Raw genomic sequence first — 21,724 nt, 5'->3', positions numbered from 1 at the left:
CCCGAGGAACTTTCCTCGTTTCATAGAGAGTAATCATTTTAAAAACTTAAGGGGGAAATAGAATGTCTAAGATGAAAAAAATCCTGGCACTGGTCATAATCATGATGTTGACCTTCAGTCTCGCAGCCTGTAGTGGCTCAAGTAAAACCAGTTCAGAAAACACTGGAACAAAGGTAGACAAAAATGGAAAAATTGATACCTCCAAACCTGTAACCGTAACCATGATGGTATTGGGGGATAAACCAACCAATGGACAAGTAGAAAAAGTATTGGAAAAAGTGAATGCTGAATTAAAAGAAAAAGTAAACGCTACGATTCAATTAAAATGGATTGAATGGGCTGATTATATGACAAAATATAATCTAACTCTAGCATCTGGAGAACCTGTTGATTTAGTCATCACAGCTACTGACTGGTTAGATGCGTGGGGAAATGCACAAAAAGGTGCTTTCATGGATCTTACCAAGCTTCTCCCAACATATGCTCCTAAGACATGGGCAGAGGTTCCCAAAGCTGATTGGGAGGAATCAAAGTACAAGGGCAAAATTGTCATGATTCCTGAGGACCAATATACTCAATGGGTTAACCACGGATTCTTCTACCGGACAGATTGGGCAAAAGAATTTGGAATCAATGAACATATTAGCGATTTTGAAACACTGGGTAAATACTTCCAAGGGGTTAAAGACAACAAGCCAGGTGTCATTCCTTGGGATGCACAAGGAACAAACGTGACCACTGCATGGGGATACACAACTTCTTATTCAGATGCGATTGAATTGCCAATCACGACAGGCGTGTTCCCAATTTACTGGGCTAAATCCTATGATGAAAAGTATGATGTGATGAGTCCGATTTTCACTGATACGTTTGTAGACTATGCGAAGTTGATGAAACAATGGGGAGATGCTGGCTATTGGCGTAAGGACGTATTGAACTATAAAGGGGACACTAGAGCCGAATTCCAAGCAGGAAAAACAGGTGCTGACCAGCATCATACCCAAACCTTCTCAGGTCTTCGCCCGCAAATGGACGTGAAACAACCGGGTTCAGCGATCGATATGTTTGCTTGGTCTGATACACGGAACAACTTAATTTCAACGTCCATTACACATGGTGCGATGGCTGTTGGAGCTCATAGTAAAAATCCTGAGCGTGCCCTAATGGTATATGATTTAATTCGAAATGATCAGGAGCTTTATCGATTATGGAGCTATGGCATTGAAGGTGTACAATACGAAATTAAAGACGGAAAACGGGTTCAACCTGCGGGTTATGATGAAACAAAGGATCAATTCTCTACCAACTTCTGGGGCGGTCGTATGGACAAGTATGAAATCCCAAGTGCCGACTCATATGATGGAATTTCTGAGATTTATGCGAAGTACGATAAAATTAAGAAGCCTTACCCATATGGCCGATTTGTGTTTGATAGCACCCCTGTACAAGCTGAAATTTCTGCTCTATCACAAGTGACAGCACAAATGGTACCAGCCATTGCATTTGGTAAAGCTGGTGATCCAGAAAAAGCGGTAAAAGATTTCCGTAAGAGATTAAAAGACGCAGGTTATGATAAGGTCTTAAAAGAAATCCAAAAGCAAATGGATGCCTTTAAAAAACAGGTTGAAGGTAATTAATGAGAGATTGAATGTAAAGGAAAAAAAGGGCTATCATCAATGTTTGATAGCCCTTTATCTATCAGTCTGCCATTTATTAAAAATTAATATATTAAGATAAGGGGTGTAAGCTGTATATGGTAAATGCAGTATCTCAAGAATGGAATCTGTCTGTTAAAAGTAGAAAGTTTAACTTTGATTGGAAATTTTTAAAGGGTGACCATTCTGATGCATTTAAAATTCAGTTTGATGATTCAGAGTGGCGTACATTAGACTTGCCGCATGATTGGAGTATTGAAGGTCCTTTTAAAAAGGAATATGCCAGTTCAACAGGATATTTGCCAGGAGGAATTGGCTGGTACCGAAAGAAATTTATCGTACCTGATAGCTTAAAAGGAAAGAGAATAGTTATTCAATTCGATGGGATTTATAAAAATAGTGAAGTGTGGATTAATGGACAATTTCTCGGTAAAAGACCTTATGGCTACAGCTCATTTCATTATGATTTAACCCCCTATGTAAACTTCGAAACACAAGAAAATGTGATTGCGGTGAAAGTGGATCACACAGATTTTGCTGATTCCCGCTGGTATCCAGGGTCTGGCATTTACCGGAATGTATTTATCCATTTAACTGATCAGCTGTATATCAAGCCATATGGTATTTTTGTCACCACTCCGAATATTTCATCATCAGAAGCAGAAATCCAAATTCAAACAACTTTGAAAAATGAAGAATCAAACGAAGCTAAATTCCAAATTGTCCATCAAATTAAAGATGCGGCCGGCAAAGAAATCATCGCTTGTTCATCTGGGGAGACCATTGCTGCAAATGGGGAACAAGAATTTTCTCATTCTATCTTGCTAGAACAGCCGAATCTCTGGTCACCTGAAAATCCGTATTTATACCGTGTGGAAACGATGGTGATAAAAAATGGTGAAGTGATCGATTTTGAAACGACTCCACTTGGTGTTCGATATTTTTATTTCGATGTAAATTCAGGATTTTATCTTAATGGACAGAACATGAAAATGAAAGGTGTATGTCTCCATCATGATGCAGGGTGTCTCGGAGCAGCTGTTCCTGAAAAGGTCTGGCGTCGACGGTTGCAGTTATTAAAAGAAGCTGGTGTAAATGCAATTAGAATGAGCCATAATCCACCTGCACCTGAGTTACTAGATATGTGTGATTCGTATGGGTTTTTAGTCCAAGATGAAGCATTTGATGAGTGGGAATATCCAAAGAACAAGTGGGTAGAGGGTTGGAATAAAGGCAAACCATCACTTGACGGATACGCATCCGAGTTTCCGGAATGGGCAGAGATTGATTTGAGGGATATGATTTTAAGAGACCGGAACCATCCGTCGATTGTTTTCTGGAGTATTGGGAATGAAATTGATTACCCAAATGATCCTTATTCACATCCAGTCCTCGAAGAACGTTATTACGCGGACAAACCGGAAGCAAAGGGAATGGGGGAGATTGCGAAAAGGCTGGCAAAGGTTGTAAAGCAATATGATCCTTCGCGACCTGTGACAGCAGCTCTCGCAAGTGTGATAATGTCAAATGAAACGGAATTTCCAGATGTACTTGACGTGGTTGGATATAACTATCAAGAGTTTCTTTATCCTGAAGACCATGAAAAATACCCTAATCGGGTAATTTATGGAAGTGAAAACGGAAGGCATCATGAGGCATGGCTGGCAGTAGAACAGAATGACTTTATATCAGGACAATTTATTTGGACAGGGATTGACTATTTGGGAGAAGCCCGTGGCTGGCCGCTTCGTCATGCTACACCAGGATTGCTCGATCTTGCTGGCTTCAAAAAGCCTTTATACTTTTTTAAACAAAGTGAATGGTCCGAAAAGGATATGGTCCATGTAGGTTTAACTTCTATTAAGGAAGAAAATCCAGGTCAAATTTATTGGGACCATGAAGTAGTCTGCCACTGGAAAGGGAATAAAGGAGAAACGGTTAGGGTGGCTTGTTGTACCAATTGTCCTGAAGTGGACTTATTATTAAATGGTGTCTCTGTTGGCTTGAAAAAACGAGAGGACTTCCCAAATGGAACAATTTATTGGGACATCCCATATGAAAAGGGTACGTTAAAGGCAGTAGGTAAAAGAAACGGAAACATTTGTTGTACACATGAATTAAAGTCTGCTGGTGAGCCAACTAAGCTACAGTTACTCGCGGATACGATCATTCTTAAAGCTGATAAACAGGATGTCGCACATGTTGAAGTAAATATCCTTGATCAAGACGAAACCCTAGTCTATGACGCCGATAATCAAATAAATTGCGAGATTGAGGGACCTGGTGAAATGATCGGAATGGAATGCAGTAACCCTGCCAGCCATCAGGACTATAAAGCAAATTATAGAAATGCCTATCATGGGAAAGTACTGATTTATGTGAAATCGACTGATCAACCGGGGACGATTACATTAAAAACTTCTTCTGTTGGTTTGGAAAGTTCAACTGTTGTAATTAAGGTTGAGTAAAGCCACAACAGTTGTGATGAATTTAAAATAGGTAGGAGATGCTAGCATGCCATATAATAATGCCTCTGACACATCGCATCCTAAGAAGGGGCACCGACTTATTAATATTCCTGCACACGACCCGTTCATCTTGTCGCATAACGAAACAAACACTTACTATTTATATACAACTGGAATTCCTGAATTAACAGATTTAGCGAGAAATGGTGTACTAGTTTATAAAAGTAAAGATTTACAAGATTGGGAGGGACCTTATGTCGTTTTCGAGGTTCCTGATGGAACTTGGGCCCATCCACAGCATGGTACATGGGCACCAGAGGTTCACCAGTACCATGATAAATATTATTTATTCGTTACTCTTCATAATAGAGATACGAAGCTAGCAGAATCACCGGAAGTTTGGAACACCAATCATCTTCGTGGCACAAGCATTGCTGTATCTGATTCGCCAGAGGGACCATTTGAATTACTAAAAACGGATGGGCCGGTGCCGCCTAGAAACTACATGACATTAGACGGAACCTTGTATGTGGATGAGGATGGAAAGCCATGGATGGTTTATTGTCATGAATGGATCCAGGTCATCGATGGTACGTTTGAGGCCATTCTACTAAAGGATGATTTATCTGCAGCAGATGGGGAACCGCAACATCTTTTTAAAGCTTCAGATGCCCCATGGATTAATGCTGAACGAAAGCCTAATGTTAAGCCTTCGGTTTATGTATCGGATGGGTGTCAATTATACCGGACAAAAGGTGGTCACCTTGTGATGCTGTGGTCAAGCTATAACAATGAGGGGTATGTCCAAACGATGGCTAGATCTAGCTCTGGTGAGCTAGAAGGGCCATGGGAACAACTGAATCCGTTAGTTGTTGGTGATAGTGGACACGGGATGCTGTTCAAAACATTTGAAGGGGAATGGATGCTTATTCTCCATCATCCATTCAGTACACCTGAATCTCGAGCAAAGATTTATGAAGTAGAGGAAACGGAAGATAGCTTTAGGGTTATTAAAGCTAGAGTGGATCTTCATAATTAAATAGAACACAGCAAATAAAAATTCCTCTCAGTTTGAGAGGAATTTTATTTGGTTGCTGGCTATCACCAAGTTGGAGAACGTTATCAGCAAATTGGGCTGCTATCCGCAAGTTGGTGGAGCCATCCACAAGTTAGCTGCTGCTATCCGCAAATTAGGGCTTGTCAACCACAAGTAACCTAGCTTTCTATCATATTTTTTTCAACTGAAGCATTTTGTTCTAATTGAACAATCCTTGTAAATACCTTATAGTAGGCAAAGAATCCGAGAAAAGAGATAACCGCGCCGCTGAAAAATGGCAATAGAAAGGTTATTTTCATCAAACTAATATACAAAATGACAATACTGATAATGGCAATCCCAAACGAAAGGATGGGGCTAGCAATCGATAAAATGAACACATTCTTTAATGCTTGTCCGAGTTTTGTTTCGGTATGAACGGTATGCGCAAAAAAGAAAAGAGTGATGATGAAAAGCCAAACCATTAGGAATAAGAATAGATAACTGCCTAGGAAAATGCGGGAATGAAAATAATAATAGTCAACGCCAACAATGGCCCAAAGAAAAGTTAGAATCAATCCCCCGACGAGGCTCCTCTTATAATTTTCCTTATAGTATTTCCAAAAGAATCGAATAATTGGCACTTCTTCTTTCATAATCCATTTCCTGACAATGCCAAACATTGCCGTAGTTGCAGGAAATAAAATAAATGGTGCCAGCACGGCAATGGTCATAATTAACATGGATATTTGCGACATCTCTTTAACAGTAAATAAAGATAATACTAGGTAAGCAATCGGGAAGTTAAACAAAACCCATAACAGATTGGTGCCGGCAAGCTTTGTAATCCACTCAAAAACGGGATTTAAACGTTCTAAAATATTGTTCATTTTTATCAACTCCAGACCATTCTTGTTGAGAGGTAAGCAGGTAATTAACACCTATGTAAACTCTTTCATTATAACATAAATTAAAGTCGAAAAGTGTACCTTGATGAAACAAACGAGGTATTTTTTACAAGAATTACAAAGTTAAAGAGCCTTTTATGGATCATAAAAAGGCTCTTTATACTAATTTTGATATAGATAGTAATCCTGAGAATGGTAACTTCTAAATCCACATGATTCATAGAGCTTTAGGGCATGCGCATTTTTCGCCTCGACCTCGAGGAAAATAGACAAGCCTTTTTGATCTTCCAGCTTGACAACCCTTGATAGAGCCTTTCTGCCAATTCCTTTTCCCTGTAGTTCAGGAAATACCGCAAACCCATAAATCCAAGCTTCACCATCTGATTCAGCTACGCGCATTTTTCCGGCAGCTTGCCCGTGTGCTTCAATGATGAAATTTTCCTCAAAGTGGTTTTCTCTGAGTTTCAGATTAAACTCCCGTGATTCTTCCTCCGCAAATCCAAAGGCCAAGACTTCAAGCTGTACTTCAGTTTCAAAATCCTCCGTTGTGGTAGAAGGTCTTAGGGTAACAGCAGGGTCCTCGATTAAATTTGTTTTCTGCCATTTCATTTGATATTCGGCTACTGAAAAGGTACAAGGAAGATTCTTTAAAAACTCCTTTGCCGATAAGGAATCAGTAGGGGCATTTAATAGAATTGTCTGGATGTTTCGTTTCTTTGTTTCCTCAAGACCCATTTCTAGCAATTTAGAAAAAATACCTCTTCTGCGGTAATCTGGGTGAACCATCCCGCAAAGCTCTACTTTATTGCCAAACCCATAGCTGCCAAGAAAACCGACAAGTTTACCTTCCTCATAATGAAAGAAGTCCTCCTTTTTCATTCCGTTTCTATTTTCTAGCATGTCAAAATTAAGTTTTAGCTGGAATCCGCCGTCTTGCTCACACACCTCTTGAAGTGCTTTTATAGAAGCTAATTCGTCTTTTGTTAACATGTTATCACCTCTATTCGTAATCCTCTCATTCTATTCTTTTCTTAATTCCTTTTTTCCTTCTTTGGTTGTCAAATAACGTAAATGTATCTTTTTTCATTTTTTCTGAAAGAACGCCTTAATTTCTTTTATTAAGGCTGTTTTCGTAAACTTTGTTATTTTTTATAGAATTTAAGAACTATGTTAATATAGGATAAATAAATGTATTTTTTTACAATTAATTAAATATTTGGATGTGTTAAATTAAAAAATCATAACTAATACAGGGATGAATACGTCAATAGTAACTGACAAAAGGTTGTAAAGATAGGAAAGGGGGAAACGCATTTATGATCCCAACAAAAGTTGATTCCATTTCAACCACTACGATAAGAGAAAAAGGCTTGGAATCCATCGTCGATTGGTTCGATCAGCATGAAAAATCGTTCTATACACTAGGTTGGTCCTATCTTATGAATCAGCAGCAAATAGAAGAGCTTTTTTATCAGTCTATTAAAAAGGTCCAAAAGGAGTTGCCACGATATAAAAAAGAAACATCAGTCGAAACGTGGGTTACCTCCATATTTATATCTATCTGCCGGGAGCTTTCTCATAATAGAAAATTACCAGATTCAGAGGAAAATCAACCACGTCAGGATTTATTTAAAGCACTTGATCGATTGAAACCGTCCGAGAAAGAAGCAATTCTCCTTACATATGTAAAAGGACTCTCTAAGGAGGAGGTTGCACTTCTTCTCCAAGTTCCAGTGATAAAGGTTAAAGAGCTCTTGTTTTCCGGTATTCAGTCAATTAGAAAAGAACTTGGATATGGATCAACCTTTAATGGCTGTAAGGAGTATCATAAGGATTACATCGATTACTTAGAAAGAACCCTAGATCGGTCGAAAAAGATTGATTTAGAGATCCATATTTATCATTGTCGAGAATGTCAGGAGGATTTGGCAACCTTTCAAGATGTCATGTTAACCATGTTAGATCTTACTGAAACATTTCAAGATTTACATGTGCCATCTGGTTTAATGGAGAACGTCAAAGCTAAGCTGGCAGAAGAGGAAAAGCAAAGGAAACAGAAGAATAAGAAACGTAAAAGGAAGGGACTTATTTTTGCAAGCTTATTCGCATTATTAATGGGTATAGGTTATTTTACGGGGGTGTTTACCAACCTCTACTATTCGTGGAAAGAAGAAGATCAGCAATTAAGTGCCTTTCTTCAACAGGGTCTGGGTGAAAGGCTGAACTTGGAAGCAGAAAGCAATGGGGTGAAAATTAAAATCAGGGGTGCGATTTCTGATGATGTTCAGACGATTGTTTTTTATGAAATAGAGGATACAAATAAAGACAATCAATATGTGATAAATTATGATAATGGGGTTAATGTGGAGAACGAATATGACATCATGAGCAGAGAAGCATATCAAAGGTACGATCCTCCAAATCTTGAATCGGATGTAAACACACAGGAAAAGAATGTGTATCGAGGAAAGATTAGTTTACTGCCACTCTCCAAGGATAACGGGACAATTAAACTGCAGATCACTAAGATTCAGAAGTTGGATCGTAATTCCACTGATCGGAATGGTTATTGGGCTGATGAGAAATTGGAAACTGAAACGGGGGAGTGGAACTTTGAGATTCCTGTTACAAAACAACCCTCCGTCGAATATGCATTGGATGAAAAAACAGAAGTCGAGGGAATCCCGGTTCGATTTGATAAACTAACCATTGCTCCAACAACTACGATTTTGCAATATAGTATTAATAGTGATCAGTCAAAAAAACGGATAGAAACTCTCAATATTGACTATCTAGAAGTGAACAATAAGAAAGCGAAACCTAATTTTGACGGCGGCTCTTATTCAGATATACCACAAAATATGAATTGGACTACTATTCAAACAAACTTTGATCCGCTTTTGGGAGAAAAGCCAAAAGAGGTTAACGTTAAACTGGGTTCTATTTATTTAAGTTTTGAAGACCAAAAAAACATTGAACTGGATGCTTCTCAGAAATATCCTCAAACCTTTGAATATGCAGGCAGTACAATCTCCATTGACAAGGTGGAAGTTGGACAGCCGACCAATGTTGTCATAAGCAATCATGAAATTGAGAATCGCGCATATGAGTCGCTTCAATTTCGTATTGTGGATGAGAGTGAAAAGGAAGCTAGTTCAATCGAGATGAATACCGATGGAGTGCTAGTTGATAAAAACGGAGTGGAATACGATAACGATACGCCTGTCCCATACGAAGAAATCAAGCAGCCTCGTTATTTCTTTACCGTTCTAAATATGAAGTTAGACAATGACAGCACTGGAGAAAAAGTGATTCCTAAAAGGCTCGAGATTTTTGGATATAATAAAACAAAATATTTGGAAGACGTTGTGAAGATTTCGTTGGAATAAATATTTCAGTTATTCATGACATAGGGACAGGCTAGTCCAATTAAATTGGTAGACAAGGAACCTGTCCTTTTTCCTAAATGTAGTCGGATGACTCCTCACGAACTTTCAATTGTTTTATAATTAATAGTAAACATTTCTTTTAGTAATTCTTCAAATACATTATCAATAAACGACTCATTTCCAGCCTCAAGCCAATAATCAGGAATAATACGATAAAAGCAATTGCCGCTTTTTAAATAACTGTAAATAATTTGCGCCACATCAAGTTCATCTTTACTGACTACAATGGAAGAGCAGGGATGGGCCTTTTTAAAATAGGTTAATAGGTTATTCATTATGTTCCCTTGCTTTTGGTGGCTATTTAGTTTTTCTCGATATAAAATTTTGTTCCCCTTAATAAGAAAAAGTTTGTACGTAGACTCAGTTATGGATTCAACGACGACAATTTTTTGATTTGCCTCTGTGAACTCGATGACCTGTTCCTTATCGAGGAGGGCATTGATCGTTTCAAGGATGTTCCGATATTTCGCCGCCAGTTCAAACTGGAATTGTTCGGATGCAGCTAACATCCCCTGCTCAATTTCCTCCAGTATTTCTGTGTCCGTCCTATTCAACAATGCAATGATTTTGTCTAATATTCGATTATATTGTTCTAAAGCGGAACCTCCAAGACACATTCCAATACACAATCCTAAAGTGTAATTTAAACACGGTCCATGTTTCATGGATGGGTTGCTGCAGCAAATTTTAAAAGCTTCTTTTATTCCAACGATAGCTCTTTCGACGGTGTGCTTGTTTATATATGGTCCGAAATATAGATTCCCGTCATTTTTAACCAAGGAGTGGGCCATTTCCAAGACCCGCTTTTCTTCAACTATTTTTATAACGAGATAAGTATAGGATCGGGGACTTTTCATTTTTTTGTTAAAATGAGGCTTTAATTCCTTGATTAGTTTACATTCGAGCAGAAAAGCTTCGAACTCCGTGTCCGTAAGAACATAGTCAAAATCGTCAAGGTTAGCCACCATCTTTTTAATTTTTTGAGGATGGGCTTTTGATTGTTGAAAATATGACTTTACTCGCCTCTTTAGGTTTTTGGCCTTACCCACATAAATGATATGGCCATGGGAGTCCTTCATCAAATATACACCAGGAGTAAGCGGCAGAGACGTTACCTTTTCTTTTAGTTTCATAGTGTGTTCACTCACCAAATAATAATAGATAGTTTTATTTTAGCACATGAAGGGATTATCTAGGAGAGTGCTTATATAGATAAACAAGCAGAATTAACATCACAATGTCTAAACGGGCTTGAAAAGCAAATGGAAGGAAACCGGTGTGCAACAAGGGAAACTTTGTTAATAGAAGGGCTACGACCATGATGCCAATTAGAGGTACGACCGCATTTTTAACAGATTTATTGATTAATATTAAAATCCCGCAAACCATTTCTAGGAAAATGACTAGCTTTAACATTTGCTGAGGATAGGGCAGTCCTAATCCAAGAAAATGGTTCGCTAATTTAGAACTCATTAATTTCATAAGTGCAGAGGTTATAAAAACATAGGCCACTGCATATCTGATTAAGTTATTTGCTGTTAAATACGTTTTCATGAAAAATCCCCCTTTGTACATCTTTATGTATGATGAGGGACTGACCATTACAAAAACACCAAAGAAAATTAGGAGTGCAAAGGCAGAAAAATAAAAAACCACTTGGCGTGGTTTTTTAATCGCGCAATGATCCTGCCTCCCGGGAAGTAATTGCACCTTGTCCTTGGCTTACATCTTTTTGAATTTCTTGTTTTACTTTTTGTGCATCAGTTCCAGCAAATTCTGGATTCATAATCGAACCGGAGCCCAAATTCTCTTTAGCTTGTTGATCCTGTTGCATACTAGACCTCCTCGAATTTTGTTTACAATCTTATTATTAGAACCAATAAATAGGGAAAAATAATAACAACTTATTTTTAGGTTGATTTTATTCTTCCTCATTTCTAGATATGTTCTCCTGTTTTAGCTTCAAATATAGCTATATTTTTCTTTCCTTCCTGATTGTTGAAAAGCTTTACCATCTAGGCAGACTTAGGGTGAATGTTATTGGAGTTATGGATGGATCCGAATGGAGGGAGGAAGACTTGATGAGGAATAAGTTAAAAGCGTATCTGATTGCCATAATAATTATACTTGCTTTATTTATAGCTGGAAAGTTTGCACTGGATGCAATTTTTGGGGATATGTGCGGTAACGACATTAAACAAAAAATCCATTCTCCAAATGGTGAAAATATAGCATATCTTTTCGAAAGAAATTGTGGAGCTACGACGGGACTTTCTCGCCAATTATCCATTTTAAATAAGGATGAAAAGTTCCAAAATGAATCAGGAAACACATTTAGGTCGGATAAAGAATTTTCGATTGAATGGCTAAACGACAAGAACCTGAAAGTGATTTATGATAAATCCTCTGAAACCTACAAAATGGATAAAGAAGTGAATGGAGTTAAGATCCTTTATGTAGACAAAAAGGCGATGGAAAAATGAGCTATTTAGGGAGATTAAGGAAGGTCTGAGAGAGCCTAGAGTTTTATTGAAGATATGCTAGACGCTAAAGTTAAAGTTGAAAAATACATAATGGGCCTATCTTATGATAAATTCATAGAAAATGATTTAGTTTTTGCTGCAGTTATAAAGAATATTTCGTTAGTATAGACGTGGCAAGTTAGTAAGGAATGTGTTAATATGAAATTCCTTGGCAGGGGCATCAAAAATATATGGAGGAAGCAGGGGGACATGGTCCAAATTCCCTGCTTCTTTTTATATTCTAAACTAAAGACCGAAAGTAAATGGTCTTTTCTTTTTCTTCACATACGGAACATTGGTTCTTGTATGTGAAGAATGAGGTGATCTGATTGTATAGTGAAAGAAATACCAAGGGTTAATATGAAAATTCCTAATACATAAAAAACATCTTTCACTTTACTCGACCTTTTTGTCTTTTTTTGTTGCAAGTGCAACAAAATTAGGTTGAATTTAATTTACATCCTTTTTTTATTGCATTTGCAACAAAATATGTACAAAGGAGTTAATTATGAAGGAAATTCTTCGTGAAATTGGAATGATAGCAAGGGCATTAGATTCTATAAGTATTATAGAGTTTAAAGAATATGACCTTACAAAAGGGCAGTATTTGTACCTGGCGCGAATATGTGAAAACCCAGGAATCATTCAAGAAAATGTTAAAAGTAGACCGAACAACAGCAGCTCGTGCTATAAAAAAGCTTGAAATGAATGGTTTTATTGAAAAGAAAGACGATCAACATAACAAAATAATAAAAAAAACTCTTTCCAACAGAGAAAGGGAAAAATGTTTATCCTTTTATAAGACGAGAAAATGATTATTCCAATATTGTCGCATTAGCCGGTTTTTCCGAAACAGAGATAGAAACCATTTTTAATCTTCTTGCAAAGAGTTAGAAAAATATTGAAATAGACTGGGAATTTGTAAAAAAGGGAAACAAGAGAAATTATTGATTGTATAAAGGAGCGACATATTTAAATGACTATAAATATAAAACAGTGTAACCTTGAGGATTTACGCAAACTTCAAGAGATTAGTTATGAAACATTTAATGAGACATTTAAGGGTCAGAATTCACCCTAAAATTTTAGCTGGAATAATTGGCATTCCAGTGGCATGTTTGTGTCTATGTCGTGGAAGCGAATTTTCTTCACTCCTGCATTTTGGATGAAACTATTGAAATTGCGGCGAAGATTGCTTCGATTAATTGGTGTACCTATTTCAGTTGCATTCACGAGATTCAATTTTTTATAGAAACTACCCGCCTGTAGTTTCAGTTTTGTCTGCTTAAGCATGTGCTTTCTCAACTCCCACAGCAACTCATTACGATTTTCAATTCTTGCATCCTTTACTACATAAAGAATCTCATTTCTCCTTATCTTGTATTCCGAGAGATAAAATAATCAGTCAGAAAACCATCCTTCCCGGTTTAGGATGGTTTTAATCATATCGTTCCTGGCTAGCAGCGCATTTTTCTGCCTAGTTCTTTTTAGGTCGCAGATCTCAGAAATGTACGCGCCGGAGGTTGTCCCTGGACCCCCAAAAAAACCTCTAAAAATAAACTTTTCAGTAGTAACATTGACACATTTTAATTGTAGACTTGTCCAATCACATTAAATTTTTAAGCATATTATTTTAACGTATAGAATGGGGGTGAAAACAACGTAGTAAAAGCAAAAAGTGTTCAAAGTGTTGGCACAAGGATTGCAAATGTAAAATTAAACAAGATGTTAAAGTGAATGTAAATATACCAGGAGGAGTAGCAGGTCCTCAGGGAGCAGCAGGTGCTGGCGCTATTATTCCTTTTGCTTCAGGAAGTCCAGTTGTATTAACGACGGTTTTAGGTGGTTTGACCAATACAGGTGCTCTTCTGGGCTTTGGAAGTTCTATAGACAGCGTTAACGTCACTGGATTAACATTAAATCTAGGTGCCGGAGGGGTGCTTGATTACGCATTTGTAGTTCCTCGGGCTGGAACAGTTACATCTATTGGTGCTTTCTTTAGTACTACAGCAGATGTTACCCTACTTGCACCAGTAACTATTAGTGCACAATTATATCTAGCGTCACCAGGAAGTAGCAGCTTTAGTCCTGTAGGTACTCCAGTATTATTAAATCCACCTTTAGGTCCTGTAATTTCAGTTGGTCAAAATCGAAATAATGTTGCTGCACAAGTAATATCAGTAAGCCCTGGAGATAAATTATTAATGGTTTTCTCTATAAATACAGCGGGTCTCGATATTGCCTCTGTAGTCACAGGTTTTGCAAGTGCTGGTATTACAATTGATTAATTTAATTCAAGGGGGGCTAAACCTTTTCAGGGTAAGCCCTTTTTATTTGTTTTACAAAAGAGATGGACATGTTGGTATTTACATGGAGAATATAGGGAAAAGTCAAGTTCAAGAATTTTATAGATAAAGGCAAACCATACCGTAAGAGTTTTAAAGTGTCTCATACTGTTAGAAAAATATTTACAAACTATTAGCTGGTTTAGTTAAATAAGAAATTCACTAAAAATGGCAGCTGGGTTCTCAGCTTTTTTTACCACTATTAGTGAATAAGATATCGAAAAAAGAGCTCCCGCAGCAACTCATTACGATCTTCAAATCTTGAATCCTTTACTAAATAAAGAATATCATCACTCCTTATTTTGTATTCCGAGAGAACAATAATCAATCAAAAACCATCCTTCTCGATTTAGGATGGTTTTAATCATATCGTTCCCGGCTAGCAGCGCATTTTTCTGCTAGTTCCGTTTAGGTCGCAGACCTAAGCAACGTACGCGCCGAGGATTGATCCTGGCTCTCCAAAAACCTCTAAAAATGTATACTTGTCCAATCACATTAAATCTTTAAACATATTATTTTAATATATAGAATGGGGGTGGAAATAACGTGAGTAAAAGCAAAAAGTGTTCAAAGTGTTGGCACAAAGATTGCAGATGTAAAGAAGAAAAGTGTTCAAAGTGTTGGCACAAAGATTGCAGATGTAAAGAAGAAAAGTGTTCAAAGTGTGGGCACAAAGATTGCAGATGTAAAGAAGAAAAGTGTTCAAAGTGTGGGCACAAAAATTGCAGATGTAAAGAAGAAAAGTGTTCAAAGTGTTGGCACAAAGATTGCAGATGTAAAGAAGAAAAGTGTTCAAAGTGTTGGCACAAAAATTGCAAATGTAAAGAAGAAAAGTGTTCAAAGTGTGGGCACAAAAATTGCAGATGTAAAGAAGAAAAGTGTTCAAAGTGTGGGCACAAAAATTGCAGATGTAAAGAAGAAAAGTGTTCAAAGTGTTGGCACAAAAATTGTAGATGTAAAAAAGAAAAGTGTTCAAAGTGTTGGAAAAAAGATTGCAGATGTAAAGAAGAAAAGTGTTCAAAGTGTTGGCACAAAAATTGTAGATGTAAAAAAGAAAAGTGTTCAAAGTGTTGGCAAAAAGATTGCAGATGTAAAGAAGAAAGGTGTTCAAAGTGTGGGCACAAAAATTGCAAATGTAAAGAAGAAAAGTGTTCAAAATGTGGGCACAAGGATTGCAAATGTAAAATAGTACAAAAGGTTAAAGTGAATGTAAATATACCAGGAGGAGTAGCAGGTCCTCAGGGAGCAGCAGGTCCTCAGGGAGCAGCAGGTCCTCAGGGAGCAGCAGGTCCTCAGGGAGCAGCAGGTCCTCAAGGAACAGCAGGTCCTCAAGGATCAGCAGGCCCTCAGGGAGCAACAGGGGCAACAGGTCCTCAAGGATCAGCAGGCCCTCAAGGAGCAACAGGAGCAACAGGTCCTCAAGGAGCAGCAGGCCCTCAAGGAGCAACAGGAGCAGCAGGTGGATTATCACAATACGGTTATATTTACAATCGCGGTGCTCAAGTTGTGCCTATAGAGGCTAATGTCAATTTTGATTCAAATGGAATAATTACACCTGGAATTACGCATGCCCCTGGAACCTCTCAAATTTTAGTTACCACTCCGGGAGACTACGAGGTTACTTTCTCCGTGTCAGGTGTAGAACCAAACCAATTCTCACTATTTTTAAATGGTGCACCTGTTGCAGGAACCGTCTATGGTTCAGGGGCCGGAACTCAGCAAAACAATGGTCAGGCTATAATCGCCATATCAGCTGGAGATGTTCTAACCCTTCGAAATCATAGTTCTTCTGCAGCAGTTACCCTTCAGACTTTAGCTGGAGGCACACAAACAAACGTAAATGCTTCTATTGTCATTAAAAAATTAAATTAGTTTTGAACGGATATGGAACTCTCACAAATTAAAGTGAAGTTGTAAAGTTGTTTCCAAGCTTTCTATCTAGCAGTCTAGGTGGATAGATGGAAAACATATGTCGGAAAGTTCACAGGGCTCTAACGCTCAATTCAACAATCTACAGATACGAACAATGGGGGAGCCCTATGACTAATGAACTTTTAGAATTAATAACGTAATAATTATTAAATCTCTTGCATAGGGAGGTTTTTTTATTTTCGAATATGTTGTGCAAAATCCTTATTTCAATTTTTATACCAAGAGTACGGAATTATTGCCACGCTGTTCTATTAAGATTTCACAATTGAAATAATTCTTTCTTTTTCACTTTGTGTATTGATTTCCTTAATAACATTTCTCCCTTTTATCGAGGAAACTCAAAACATTAAAATTGCTTGTATTGAAGAAATGGCCTATTAAAAGGGTTATATCTCAGGAGGAAATTTATATAATTTAGCAAAGCCTTTAATGAAAAATGAATACGGAAAATATTTAATCGAGGCAGCTGACCAAAATATTTGCCAACGCTTTTGTAATAGACTTTAACTGATGAAAAATTCAATTGATCCTCTAAATAATCGAGTCGCAGCTCGCTCGTGACCCTCGAAATCATTGGTGACCAAAGACTTCTTCATTCTTTGCACAACGATGGAGCGATGAAACAACCCTTCTGTTTAAATAACAGCCTCCGGTGATCGTGTTATAGTACAAAGTCATCATGAACGTCTGGGTTTGTCTTTGAGATAGCACGGAGTAATATTTTCCACTTTCTCATATTTATAAATCGATATTGGTATTTTTGAAAGGGGATTGACATGTCATCGAATCATACTCCACTATTGACAACTCATCTATTTGTTTCCAAGAAGTATTCAATGGATGGATTGGAAGAATTGATAATAAGATTGGCAGAAAGCTGCATTACAGTGAAGTTGTACGAACCTGATGATGCATTACTGGATATTCATCCTAAAAATCCTCGTATCTATATTTCATTAGGAACGGAGTGGGAAGAATTTAGAACACTTAATGCCTTACCTTTACAAGAGAGAAAACGTTGGTTACATTTCAATTCTCCATCAGAAATCCAACCATCCAATCTATTTTATTGCTGGCTCAAATCGACCGATCCTCTCCCTGAAAATAAAACCATACCTTCGACTCGATTTTCTTCAGATACTCCCTTAGTGTCCGTGTTCACAGCTAGCTACAAGTCCAAAGAAAAAATTCAGCGACCTTATCGCTCTCTATTGAATCAAACGTACTCCAATTGGGAATGGGTGATTGTAGATGACTCCGGTGATGAGGATGAGACATACAACCATGACTTACTTCCTTTAGACGATCCCCGTGTGAGGAGGTATCGCCAAGATTCCCGCAATGGCTACATAGGGGCAATCAAACGGTATGCGGCAGGTCTATGTACAGGGGAAATATTAGTAGAAGTAGATCATGATGATGAGCTAACTCCTAACTGTCTAAAGAAAATCGTCGATACATTTCAACAACACCCGGAATGTGGCTTTGCTTATGGGGATTGTGCAGAGGTTTACGCAGGAAGCCACGATGCTCATTGGTATGGTTGGGATTGTGGTTTTGGATACATTATGCACTATCGAGTCTGGGTTCACGAAATGAATCGATGGCAAAATGTTCAAAAACACACTACAATCAATGGGAATACCATTCGTCATTTGGTCGGTTTACCGAATCATCCTCGTGCGTGGACGAGGGATTGTTACCATCTGATTGGAGGCCACCGAGAAGAAATATTGGTTGCAGACGATTACGACATGCTAGTTCGGACATTTCTTTGTACTAAGTATGTAGCGATACCCGATTTACTCTATATCCAATATCGGAATGAAAATGGAGATAACTCTACTTTTACTAGGAATCAGCAGATTCAGATCCTCGTAAAAGAACTAAACAGTTATTATCGTGAGAGAATCTATACTAGAGTGAAAGAACTGGGTTTACCCGAGAATGTGCCATATAGTCGTGTATGGGAAACAACTACAGATAATCCTGCACGGAAATCTGCTCATATCACTCATGAAGATTTATCCAGAGTTTCGATCCTGTTTCCTATTCCCCACTCCTGTCCTCCAAATGAGCATACCCAATTATTTAAGACTCTGCAAAAGGGTATAGAAACCAACTTCAAAGAGATCGAAGTAGTTGTTGTAGGTCGTGTTCCTGCAGAAATCGAGACCTTTGCTTCGACGGCGCCCATGGGAGCGATCCGATGGTGGCCTATGGAGCCAAATGATTCATTAGAAACGTGTATCCAATATGCCAAATTTTGCTCATCATGTACGGAGAAAGTGGTTGTGTTGCCTGAACCTCTACAAGAATGATAAGAATTAGAAAAGTATAGAGATAACAAGAACGTATACTGTTTGTTGTGGAAGAGACAGCTGAATTTAAGGAGCCTACATTATTTTCAGCCGTGTTAAAAACTTTGGTCACATAAATGGTCACGTACTTCAGATAATCAAAGGAAATAGCAAGTATTTTAAAATTAAATGGTGTCCAAAAACCTTACTATTATTAGGGTTTTGGACACCAAGGATTATTCGAGGAAACACTGCATTGAGAATTGACAGGGTTGAGGTCGGGGGTTCGAACCCCTCACAGGTGATTCATACAGAGCCTTGGTAACTATTGTGTTATCAAGGTTTTTTCTATATAACAGGAAATTTAATTTGAAGTAATACAGATGATTTGGTGTCAAACTCCATTATCTCATTAATTCTACCAATTCAACATTACCTCTTCTTGACTGCTTCATCTCAACTCCTTTTAGCCTGTTTTCTACTGAAATAGTATTTTTTCTAAAAAAAATTCCTTCTAAGGAGCCAGTTGTTTTAAAGGATCTTTTATTAAATCAAAAAGCTCTTTCTAAATTTATTGAAAAATTTTTTTTGCAGTCTAAGCGCAAAAATAAAAAACGTAGTGCCAATAAATTTTGCATATTATTTTCACCATTGTTTATAAATACGTGTTTTTAATATTGGCACAGTAATTGCATGTTTATAAGCGAAAAATATATTTTGGATAAATGTGCAAGATTATCCATTTTGAGAGGGGTGACAGGAAGAATTCTATGAATTTATAAGAAAACAAAACAAATGAATTGAAAAGATTTACAATCATCAAAGGGGGATTAACAATGAATACAGGTACGGATCGTGTAAAAAGAGGCATGGCTGAAATGCAAAAGGGCGGCGTCATAATGGATGTTGTGAATGCTGAGCAAGCAAAAATAGCAGAGGAAGCAGGAGCGGTAGCTGTAATGGCATTGGAGCGCGTACCTTCTGATATCCGTGCAGCTGGCGGAGTAGCAAGAATGGCAGATCCACGAATTACAGAGGAAGTTATGAAGGCAGTTTCCATTCCGGTTATGGCAAAAGCACGTATCGGACACATCGTTGAAGCCCGGGTGCTCGAAGCAATGGGCGTTGATTATATTGATGAGAGCGAAGTTTTAACACCGGCTGATGAAGAATACCATCTAAATAAAAAAGTTTACACTGTACCATTTGTTTGTGGCTGCCGTGATCTAGGAGAAGCAGCTCGCCGTATTGGTGAAGGTGCATCCATGCTTCGTACAAAAGGAGAGCCGGGAACTGGTAATATCGTAGAAGCAGTTCGTCATATCCGTAAGGTAAATGCACAAGTAAGTAAAGTCGTTTCAATGAGTGAAGATGAATTGATGACAGAGGCTAAGTTACTAGGAGCTCCATATGAACTTCTTGTTGAGATTAAACAGCTTGGACGCCTACCTGTAGTAAACTTTGCGGCTGGTGGAGTAGCAACACCTGCTGATGCTGCACTTATGATACAGTTAGGTGCTGATGGTGTATTTGTTGGTTCCGGAATCTTCAAATCTGATAACCCAGCAAAATTCGCTAGAGCTATCGTGGAAGCAACAACCCACTACCAGGATTATCACCTAATTGCAGAGATTTCAAAAAATCTTGGAATTGCAATGAAAGGTATTGAAATTTCAACTCTGTCTCCTGAAGCGCGTATGCAGGAACGTGGTTGGTAATAAATTTTTAATCTTTTTGGAAGGGTTTTTTCAAATAAGAGATAATAATTTATATATTATTATAGGATAAAAAAAATAGTCATAAGTTGTTTCTAGATATTGAAAGCGCTTTAACATATTTGAAAATTTAGAATATTATTATTGACATAGTTTTTTCTGACCCGTATACTCGTGTTAGAAATATGATCAGTTGGTTTTTGAAAGGAGGATTAGGGGCATGCAAACACTGGAAACAGTGATTGTTACAGGATATGCAAAGGCTCCACAGGGTACCTCCATGTATGAAATGTATAAGCATGCGGGAATTGTACTCGAAGTGGAACTGAAAGAGCATAAAATTATCGGCGCCGAATTTACATTCGTAACAGAACTAACGAAAAACTATTTTCAAAAACTACTGATTGGTTACTGTCTTCGAGACGGTGTTGAGCCGCTGATAGAACGAATTCAAAGCTTTTATTTTGCTCCATCCCAGCAAGCGATCATTGTGGCCCTTCAGGCGGCAGTTCAACGTTACTGGGATAACATCAAGCAACAGAATACATAACGTTTGGTTATAATAAAGTGGGAAGATGACCTCTTCCCATGGTCTTATTAAAACCGGGCAAACATGAACACTTTGTAAGGAATGTTCTTTAGAACGCATTCTTTATGGAGGATTTATGTTTTGTCCGGTTTTTTATTTTTCCAAACCGTTAAAACACACAAAAAGCCAAGAGGAGGAAGGGAAAAGGATGAGCAAGCTGATTACATGCGCTGAAGCTGTAAAAATGGTTAAAAGCGGCTCACGGATTATGGTAGGAGGATTTGGACTTGTAGGATGTCCGCTCAGTTTAATTGACGCTTTGGCTAAAGAAGACGTGAAAGACTTAGAGATTATTAGTAATAACCTTGGAGAGCCGGGGAGAGGTCTTGGAGTCTTAGTACGGCAAAAACAAGTGAAAAAGGCGATCGGTTCCTACTTTACCTCTAACCCTGAGGTCGTGAAAGCCTATCAGGATCAAGAATTGGAGGTGGAACTTCTTCCGCAGGGAACGATGTCTGAGGCTATCCGGGCAGGCGGTGCCGGAATCGGGGGGTTTTATACACCGGTCAGTGTCGGAACGAAAATCGCCGAAACCAAAGAAGTGAGAGCCCTTAACGGTAAAAAATATGTGTTCCAGGAGCCAATTAAAGCCGATTTTGCTTTCATAAAAGCGAAAAAAGCGGATCAATTAGGAAATCTCATTTACAACCAATCAGCAAGAAACTTTAATCCAATGATGGCAACAGCTGCAAATGTTGTGATTGCAGAGGTTGACGAGATGGTGGAGGCAGGGAGAATTTCTCCTGAAGAAATTGTGACCCCTCATTTATACGTGGATTATATCGTTGTAAAGGAAGGGAACTAG

General features: G+C 38.1%; 17 protein-coding genes and 3 pseudogenes. 14 read left to right on the top strand and 6 right to left on the bottom strand.

What is annotated here, in order from left to right; genetic code table 11:
• Positions 1–62 precede the first annotated feature (62 nt).
• From AAHB15_RS21140 to AAHB15_RS21130, 3 genes are all read left to right on the top strand, one after another.
• Complete coding sequence (locus AAHB15_RS21140; RefSeq protein ID WP_098528259.1) at positions 63–1,637, top strand: ABC transporter substrate-binding protein; 1,575 nt, start codon at positions 63–65, stop codon at positions 1,635–1,637.
• A gap of 116 nt (positions 1,638–1,753) precedes the next feature.
• Complete coding sequence (locus tag AAHB15_RS21135) at positions 1,754–4,123, top strand: glycoside hydrolase family 2 TIM barrel-domain containing protein (RefSeq protein WP_342043261.1); 2,370 nt, start codon at positions 1,754–1,756, stop codon at positions 4,121–4,123.
• Positions 4,124–4,169: 46 nt separating this feature from the next.
• On the top strand, positions 4,170–5,162 hold the full coding sequence (locus AAHB15_RS21130; protein WP_342043260.1) for a glycoside hydrolase family 43 protein: 993 nt from the start codon (positions 4,170–4,172) through the stop codon (positions 5,160–5,162).
• 176 nt (positions 5,163–5,338) lie between these two features.
• Here the strand turns inward: AAHB15_RS21130 and AAHB15_RS21125 are convergent, their stop codons facing one another.
• A complete protein-coding gene (locus tag AAHB15_RS21125; RefSeq protein ID WP_342043259.1) occupies positions 5,339–6,049 on the bottom strand; it encodes a YesL family protein in 711 nt (236 codons plus the stop codon).
• Positions 6,050–6,229: 180 nt separating this feature from the next.
• Positions 6,230–7,057: a GNAT family N-acetyltransferase gene (locus AAHB15_RS21120; protein ID WP_342043258.1), complete on the bottom strand. Its 828-nt coding sequence runs from the start codon at positions 7,055–7,057 to the stop codon at positions 6,230–6,232.
• 326 nt (positions 7,058–7,383) lie between these two features.
• Here AAHB15_RS21120 and AAHB15_RS21115 point away from each other — a divergent pair, with 326 nt between their 5' ends.
• Positions 7,384–9,456, top strand: coding sequence for a DUF4179 domain-containing protein (locus AAHB15_RS21115; RefSeq protein WP_342043257.1), 2,073 nt, complete (start codon positions 7,384–7,386; stop codon positions 9,454–9,456).
• Positions 9,457–9,551: 95 nt separating this feature from the next.
• Here AAHB15_RS21115 and AAHB15_RS21110 read toward each other — a convergent pair whose 3' ends face one another.
• From AAHB15_RS21110 to AAHB15_RS21100, 3 genes are all read right to left on the bottom strand, one after another.
• Positions 9,552–10,649, bottom strand: coding sequence for a GIY-YIG nuclease family protein (locus tag AAHB15_RS21110; protein WP_342043256.1), 1,098 nt, complete (start codon positions 10,647–10,649; stop codon positions 9,552–9,554).
• A 55-nt stretch (positions 10,650–10,704) separates the two neighbouring features.
• A complete protein-coding gene (locus AAHB15_RS21105) occupies positions 10,705–11,070 on the bottom strand; it encodes a DoxX family protein (protein WP_335572781.1) in 366 nt (121 codons plus the stop codon).
• 115 nt (positions 11,071–11,185) lie between these two features.
• Positions 11,186–11,350 (bottom strand): hypothetical protein, encoded by a 165-nt coding sequence (locus tag AAHB15_RS21100; RefSeq protein ID WP_176541090.1) that lies wholly within the window; start codon positions 11,348–11,350, stop codon positions 11,186–11,188.
• Between the two features lie 196 nt (positions 11,351–11,546).
• Between AAHB15_RS21100 and AAHB15_RS21095 the strand changes: the two genes are divergently transcribed.
• Complete coding sequence (locus tag AAHB15_RS21095) at positions 11,547–11,999, top strand: hypothetical protein (RefSeq protein ID WP_335572782.1); 453 nt, start codon at positions 11,547–11,549, stop codon at positions 11,997–11,999.
• A gap of 362 nt (positions 12,000–12,361) precedes the next feature.
• Here the strand turns inward: AAHB15_RS21095 and AAHB15_RS21090 are convergent.
• A pseudogene (locus AAHB15_RS21090) lies at positions 12,362–12,433 on the bottom strand (YitT family protein); the annotation flags it as partial.
• A 113-nt stretch (positions 12,434–12,546) separates the two neighbouring features.
• Between AAHB15_RS21090 and AAHB15_RS21085 the strand changes: the two are divergent.
• The 9 genes and pseudogenes from AAHB15_RS21085 to AAHB15_RS21045 all read left to right on the top strand — a co-directional run bounded on the left by AAHB15_RS21085 (position 12,547) and on the right by AAHB15_RS21045 (position 21,724).
• A pseudogene (locus AAHB15_RS21085) lies at positions 12,547–12,932 on the top strand (MarR family winged helix-turn-helix transcriptional regulator).
• A gap of 82 nt (positions 12,933–13,014) precedes the next feature.
• Positions 13,015–13,116: pseudogene (locus AAHB15_RS21080) on the top strand (GNAT family N-acetyltransferase); the annotation flags it as partial.
• A gap of 655 nt (positions 13,117–13,771) precedes the next feature.
• On the top strand, positions 13,772–14,326 hold the full coding sequence (locus AAHB15_RS21075) for an exosporium glycoprotein BclB-related protein (RefSeq protein WP_342043255.1): 555 nt from the start codon (positions 13,772–13,774) through the stop codon (positions 14,324–14,326).
• 721 nt (positions 14,327–15,047) lie between these two features.
• Positions 15,048–15,572 (top strand): hypothetical protein, encoded by a 525-nt coding sequence (locus tag AAHB15_RS21070; protein ID WP_342043254.1) that lies wholly within the window; start codon positions 15,048–15,050, stop codon positions 15,570–15,572.
• A 14-nt stretch (positions 15,573–15,586) separates the two neighbouring features.
• The gene (locus AAHB15_RS21065; RefSeq protein WP_342043253.1) at positions 15,587–16,255 is read left to right on the top strand and encodes a BclA C-terminal domain-containing protein; all 669 of its coding nucleotides are present in this window, start codon (positions 15,587–15,589) and stop codon (positions 16,253–16,255) included.
• 836 nt (positions 16,256–17,091) lie between these two features.
• A complete protein-coding gene (locus tag AAHB15_RS21060) occupies positions 17,092–18,636 on the top strand; it encodes a glycosyltransferase (RefSeq protein ID WP_335574460.1) in 1,545 nt (514 codons plus the stop codon).
• 815 nt (positions 18,637–19,451) lie between these two features.
• A complete protein-coding gene (gene pdxS / locus AAHB15_RS21055; RefSeq protein ID WP_342043252.1) occupies positions 19,452–20,333 on the top strand; it encodes a pyridoxal 5'-phosphate synthase lyase subunit PdxS in 882 nt (293 codons plus the stop codon).
• Positions 20,334–20,550: 217 nt separating this feature from the next.
• Positions 20,551–20,880 (top strand): DUF3870 domain-containing protein, encoded by a 330-nt coding sequence (locus tag AAHB15_RS21050; RefSeq protein ID WP_335574462.1) that lies wholly within the window; start codon positions 20,551–20,553, stop codon positions 20,878–20,880.
• 187 nt (positions 20,881–21,067) lie between these two features.
• Positions 21,068–21,724: a CoA transferase subunit A gene (locus AAHB15_RS21045; RefSeq protein ID WP_335574463.1), complete on the top strand. Its 657-nt coding sequence runs from the start codon at positions 21,068–21,070 to the stop codon at positions 21,722–21,724.

The organism is Bacillus sp. OTU2372 (genome assembly GCF_038440275.1).
GTDB lineage: Bacteria > Bacillota > Bacilli > Bacillales > Cytobacillaceae > Neobacillus > Neobacillus bataviensis_B.
The sequence above is the reverse complement of the archived record's forward strand: the minus strand, read 5'-3'. Positions and strand labels throughout refer to the sequence as shown.